The sequence below is a fragment of the Anabaena cylindrica UHCC 0172 genome (genome assembly GCF_034931625.1).
GTDB lineage: Bacteria > Cyanobacteriota > Cyanobacteriia > Cyanobacteriales > Nostocaceae > Anabaena > Anabaena cylindrica_A.
Genome location: NZ_JAYGGY010000147.1, coordinates 1 through 5816 on the forward strand (window position 1 = coordinate 1; position 5816 = coordinate 5816).

At 36.7% G+C, this 5816-nt stretch carries 5 protein-coding genes and 1 tRNA gene; 5 read left to right on the plus strand and 1 reads right to left on the minus strand.

Annotated features, from left to right (window positions below):
- The first annotated feature begins 288 nt into the window (after positions 1-288).
- Positions 289-1191, plus strand: coding sequence for a hypothetical protein (locus VB713_RS28025; protein ID WP_323314757.1), 903 nt, complete (start codon positions 289-291; stop codon positions 1189-1191).
- A gap of 86 nt (positions 1192-1277) precedes the next feature.
- Here the strand turns inward: VB713_RS28025 and nadA are convergent, their stop codons facing one another.
- Positions 1278-2240, minus strand: coding sequence for a quinolinate synthase NadA (gene nadA, locus VB713_RS28030; protein WP_323314758.1), 963 nt, complete (start codon positions 2238-2240; stop codon positions 1278-1280).
- A gap of 151 nt (positions 2241-2391) precedes the next feature.
- Here nadA and VB713_RS28035 point away from each other — a divergent pair, with 151 nt between their 5' ends.
- From VB713_RS28035 to VB713_RS28050, 4 genes are all read left to right on the plus strand, one after another.
- Positions 2392-3321, plus strand: coding sequence for a TIGR04168 family protein (locus tag VB713_RS28035; RefSeq protein WP_323314759.1), 930 nt, complete (start codon positions 2392-2394; stop codon positions 3319-3321).
- A gap of 58 nt (positions 3322-3379) precedes the next feature.
- A tRNA-Ser gene (locus VB713_RS28040) sits at positions 3380-3464 on the plus strand.
- Between the two features lie 213 nt (positions 3465-3677).
- On the plus strand, positions 3678-5093 hold the full coding sequence (locus tag VB713_RS28045) for an AAA family ATPase (RefSeq protein ID WP_323314760.1): 1416 nt from the start codon (positions 3678-3680) through the stop codon (positions 5091-5093).
- Between the two features lie 36 nt (positions 5094-5129).
- Positions 5130-5657, plus strand: a complete 528-nt coding sequence (locus VB713_RS28050) for a hypothetical protein (RefSeq protein ID WP_323314761.1) — start codon at positions 5130-5132, stop codon at positions 5655-5657.
- The last annotated feature ends 159 nt before the right edge of the window (positions 5658-5816 follow it).

Consider the following 5816-nt stretch of genomic DNA (forward strand, 5'->3'; position numbering starts at 1 on the left):
GGCGACGATAGTTTGGGGGTTGCCCCACGCCAAAATAGCTCGGTGCCAGGTCTATTAATCATCAACAAAAAGCCCTCTTGATATTATCAAGGGGGCTTTCTGCTTTTTTTAGTAGTTGGCATAACTTACTGTACTGATTGTGGTGCCTGGTCTGTTCTAATAATTTTATTTTGCAACATTATCTATTTACTCATACAATTTTAAACTAGATGAAGTTCGTAAGAACAGAGTCCTAAATTAATAAGTCCGTTAACAGGTCAGGGTGTAAGAGCTATCACTAAACTACAAATGGTAGATAGGATAAATGATATCGCTTGGCAAGCTCACCAGGGTAGTGTTGCTGCGATTATTCAACTGTTGAACGAAAAGCTAGTTATGTCTGGTGTCAGAACTAGAGCAATTTTTGCTGATGGTGTTTTGCAACTTTTGTGTGAGGCAGCTACAGTAGAGCAACTTGAGCAATCTACTCTGGTACAAAGGATTCAGCATATTCTTGATTCAACTGCGCCGCGTAATATTCGCAAAGTTAATATCAATAGTCGAATTGTGAGGGAAGAGCAATTATTATGGTTGGAAGAAATTAACCGCGATCGCGAAAATCAATTATTGTGGTCAGAGGAAATTACGTTAGTACAACCTGGTATTATCAAGCAATTAATTCAAGATTTGACAGCGGCCTATGCTGAATCTGGAAAACCAATTTTACCAAAAGGTCAATCTCTACTGTCTACACCATATAAATATCAGACTTCAACTAAAAAAGTGATAGTAGGGGCTGCTGGTTTATGCACAGTGCTTCTGGTTGCTTGGCTAATTAATTTTTTAATGGGGAGTCAAATAAAAAGTCTGATTCCACTGAACATCTCACCATCTTTGAAGACAGAGAATGAGTTGAAATCACAGGTATCACCTGATGCCGCCAACAAAAGTCTGCCTAAGTCATCAAATGATTCATTGGCAGAACCATTCGCAGATGCTGTAAGACTTGCTAATCAAGCTTCTGCTGCTGGTAAAACAGCTACAACTGCAACTCAGTGGTTAGAGTTGGCCGCTAAGTGGCAAAGGGCTTCTGATTTAATGAGTCAGGTTCCTTCTAATCATAGCCGTTATCAAGAAGCTCAAATTAGAACCAAGTTATACAAAAAATATAGTGAGACAGCGCAGCAAGAAGCTGAGAAGATTAAGTCTTAGTTGAGAGTTTTATTTACATACAGTTTTGAGAAGGTTAAGTAAATTTTGTAGAGCAGCCTTTACTACTCTACAAAGCTAATTTCTCATTAAACGCTCATTGCTAACATCCGTTGCATTGGTAGCAGTGCAGCGAGGCGAATTTCCTCTGACATGGTAATTTCAGGGGTGCGGTTTTTCATAGCTAAGTACAGCTTTTCTAAGGTGTTTAACCGCATAAATGGACATTCATTACAATTACAGTTATTTTGTGGAGGCGCGGGAATAAAATGTTTGTCAGGGGCTAATTTTTGCATCTGGTGGATGATTCCTGGTTCTGTAGCCACGATAAATTCCTGTGAAGGACTGGTTTGGCAATAGTTAAGTAAGGCGGCTGTAGAGCCAATAAAACTGGCATGACGTAAAACGCTGGTTTCACATTCTGGGTGGGCGATCGCTTCTGCTTCTGGATATATGGTTTTTAATTCGACAATTTTCTTTTCGGAAAAGGTTTCATGAACAATGCAGCTACCTTGCCATAACAGCATCTCCCTTCCAGTTTGTTCCATCACATAACGTCCCAAGTTCCGGTCTGGAGCAAAAATAATCGGCTGTGTTTTGGGGATTTGCTGGACAATTTTGACGGCGTTGGAACTGGTGCAGATAATATCGCTCATAGCCTTAATTTCAGCAGAGCAATTAATATAGGAAATTACCAAATGATCTGGGTGTGCAGCTTTAAAAGCAGCAAATTCCTGGGGAGGACAGCTATCTGATAAAGAACAACCAGCATCTAAATCGGGTAGCAGCACCAATTTATCAGGATTGAGAATTTTTGCTGTTTCTGCCATGAAGTGAACACCAGCAAACACAATCACATCTGCATTTGTCTGTGCTGCTGCTTTAGCTAATTGCAAAGAATCGCCAATAAAGTCAGCAATATCTTGAATATCGGGGTCTTGATAGTAATGGGCTAATATTACCGCGTTGAGGTCGGTTTTTAGATTCTCAATCGCAGTAAATAAATCTAATGGCAGTGTACCTTGTGGCCGAGCAAGTGTAGTTGTAAACACAATTAGGAACTACTTTTTTGTACAAATTATTATCTTGTGGATTCAATTATAGTAGTTTTTACCAAAAATAGTGGACGGTTGATGTGGGGAATTTTATGTGCAAATCCGGTGGAGTTTCATATCCTGGAGATATACGGCTTTTTAAAGTGGCATGACCAGTCAGAAAACTCAATCAAAACCAGTGAAAATTGCTGTAATTGGCGATGTTCACGATCAATGGGAAGTAGAAGACGGTATAGCACTCAAGCATTTGGGTATAGACTTGGTGCTGTTTGTCGGAGATTTTGGGAATGAGTCGGTAGAAGTGGTAAGAGCGATCGCATCCCTGGATATTCCCAAAGCAGCGGTAATGGGCAACCACGATGCCTGGTACTCGGCAACTGAATGGGGACGCAAAAAATGTCCCTATGACCGCACCAAGGAAGACTGGGTACAGGAACAATTGGATTTATTGGGAGATACCCACGTCGGTTATGGTCAATTGGATTTTCCTGATTGGAATTTAACTATAGTCGGGGGTCGTCCTTTTACCTGGGGTGGGCCCGAATGGAGATTTGCGGAAATCTGTCAAGAACGTTACGGTGTCTCTAGTCTGGAGGAGTCCGCAGATAAAATCGTCAAGGTGGTGAAAAGTACTACCTATGACAATATAATTTTTTTAGGACACAACGGCCCAAGTGGTTTAGGCGATCGCCCTGAAGATCCTTGTGGGAAAGATTGGCATCCTATTGGGGGTGATTTTGGTGATCCAGATTTAGCGGAAGCGATTTCTCAAAGTCTCAACATGAAGAAAACCGTTTCCCTAGTCACCTTTGGCCATATGCACCGCACACTCCGCCATACTAAAAAGGTGCAAAGGAAGGCTGTATTTAGAAGTCCAGAAGGAACAATTTACTTAAACGCCGCTACTGTACCCAGAATTATTGAAGAAGATGGTGTGAAGTTACGGAATTTTTCTCTGGTATCTTTAGAGGGTGGCGTGGTAACAAAAGCTTCTTTAGTTTGGGTAGGTGAAGACTTCCAGGTAGTATCTGAAGAAATTTTCTATAATTCTTCCCCTTCAGTTGTGCCAATTTTGTAATTATGGGCTATAATATTATTTGTCAGTTTTTGTGTCACACGATGCTGACAAATAATTTGGAGAGGTGGCAGAGTGGTCGAATGCGCCTGACTTGAAATCAGGTGAGGTGAAAGCTTCCGGGAGTTCGAATCTCCCCCTCTCCGTTTTTTTAGTTTTTATCTCACGCAGAGCCGCAGAGAAGAGCGCAAGAGTATGATCTGAAAATCTGCTGTAAGGTAAGAGTCAGCTTTGCTATGATTCCAGATATAACCTTTCAGATATGTAATTCAGTAATAGGTATGATTTGCTGAATTTACGAATAATGGTAGGGTGTAGTCAATTGTATATTCTTAACCCTAATTAAAATTAAATTTGCCATGAAAGTAAAAATTGCTAACTTAGGTGTTATTGAAAAGGCAGAAATTGATTTAAAGCCTTTAACTGTGTTTATTGGTGGTAATGGAACAGGAAAAACTTGGACAGCTTATACTTTAGCATCTATTTTAGGTGAATATGGATATGAGAAATATTGCAAAGCTTATCTTGATAAAAAGACTCAGCAGAGATATCCAATTATAGATAATGCAGTTGAAGAATTTTTGCAAGAAGGAAATGTTCGGATTGATTTAATAGATTTTGCTGAAGAGTTTATTGAAACATACATCAATGATGTTTCTGCTTTAGCACATAGCTGGATAAATAAATTTTTAGCAACAGAGCGTGTTGATTTTGAAAATATGAAAGTTAGGTTTGATTTAGCAGAAGCTAAACAAGAAATATTTGATCATATTAAAACTCATGTTTCACAACAACAACTTTCTTTTGGCTCTCAAAGTAAAAATACTCTATATATACTTAAAGAATTAAATGAAAAAAGTATTTATTTCTATATAGTTTCAGTTTCCGAAGAAAGTATTTTGAAGAAATTACCTAAAAGAGTATTTGAACAAATATTGCTTCAAGAAGTTTTTGAGATAATTCAAAGAGCTTTTTATTCATATGTATATATATTTCCTACGGAAAGAACTGGAGTTTTACCATTCTTTTCTTCAGCCACAAAAATAGAAGACTATCAAGATTATGAAGATCATGAGGATTATGAAGATGAAGAAGGAAATTTTTCTTCTATTGTATCTACAAAATTCAGCATGGCAGTAAAATCTTTAAAAGATATAGTGGAAAGCGTATATGAGAAATCATCTATAGAAAGAGAAGAAGAAAGACAACTATACCCCGAAATTTCGGATTATCTTCGATTAACAGAAATTTTAGAAAATGATATTTTGGGAGGTAACGTAAATGTTGACAACTCTGATTTCGATCAAGAAATTCTTTATCAACCATCAGAAAATATTAAATTAGAAATGACAGTTTCTTCTTCAATGGTAAAAGAATTAGCTCCTTTAGTTTTGTACTTGCGTTATCTTGCTTTCCCGAATGAGCTACTAATTATTGATGAACCAGAAATGAATTTACACCCAGCAGCACAAGTAGAAATCACAGAATTTTTAGCAATGTTAGTTCAAGCAGGTTTAAAAGTGTTAATTACAACTCATAGTCCTTATATTATTGATCATCTTTCTAATTTGATGAAAGCTGCTAAATATAAAGATAAAGAAAGTCTTAAAGAACGATTTTATTTAGAGCAAACAGATGCTTTTATTCCTCAAGAAAAGGTTTCTGTTTATCTGTTTGAAGATGGTACAGCTAAAAATATTTTACATGAAAATGGGCGTATAGATTGGGGAACATTTGGAAATGTGTCAGATGATATTTCTCATATTTTTCCATAATCACTCTTAAATCTTAAATTCAGGAGTGATTTTAAAATGCCTTTCGATTATTTATTGTTATCATGTTGTTTACTACCAGGGAAAACAAGTCATAAAGAAGATGGAATAGAGGTAAGTTTACAACCTGCAAGTGGTGAAACAGTTTTATTTTTTCATATAGATGAGAAATCAAACCCTAATTGTAAGTTTCGTAAACTATTAAGATTAGATCAAGAAGGGATGAAAATCTGTGATCTCATCGTGTTTTATGCGAAAGATAGCGAAAGGATTATCTGCTTTGTAGAATTGAAGGGTAAGGATATAAAAACAGCAAAAGAGCAGGTTATAAATACATATACATACTTTTACAAATTATTGAAAAAAACTGATTCATCATTAAGTTTGACAGCAAAAACCTATATTGTATCTAGTAGTTCTGTACCACAAGAAATTGATAAATATAAAAAAGAATTAAAGGATAAGTTTGGTGAAGGTAACTATGACATTAGCAGAAATTCAGATTTAGGTAATTTTTTGCGAGATGTAAAGCGTCAACCGAAAGGAAAACGAAAGAAGGGTGGATAGTTTACTCCGAAGTGTTTCTTGTTTTTCCTTTATTACATCGTATACCATTACCAATAAAGATTCTTGGCAGTTTCAAGCACAAATAATCTTAAAACTACTTACGCACTGGAGTTTAGACTAAAAACAGAGATATAAGTTACAACTACTGAGAAAAGATAA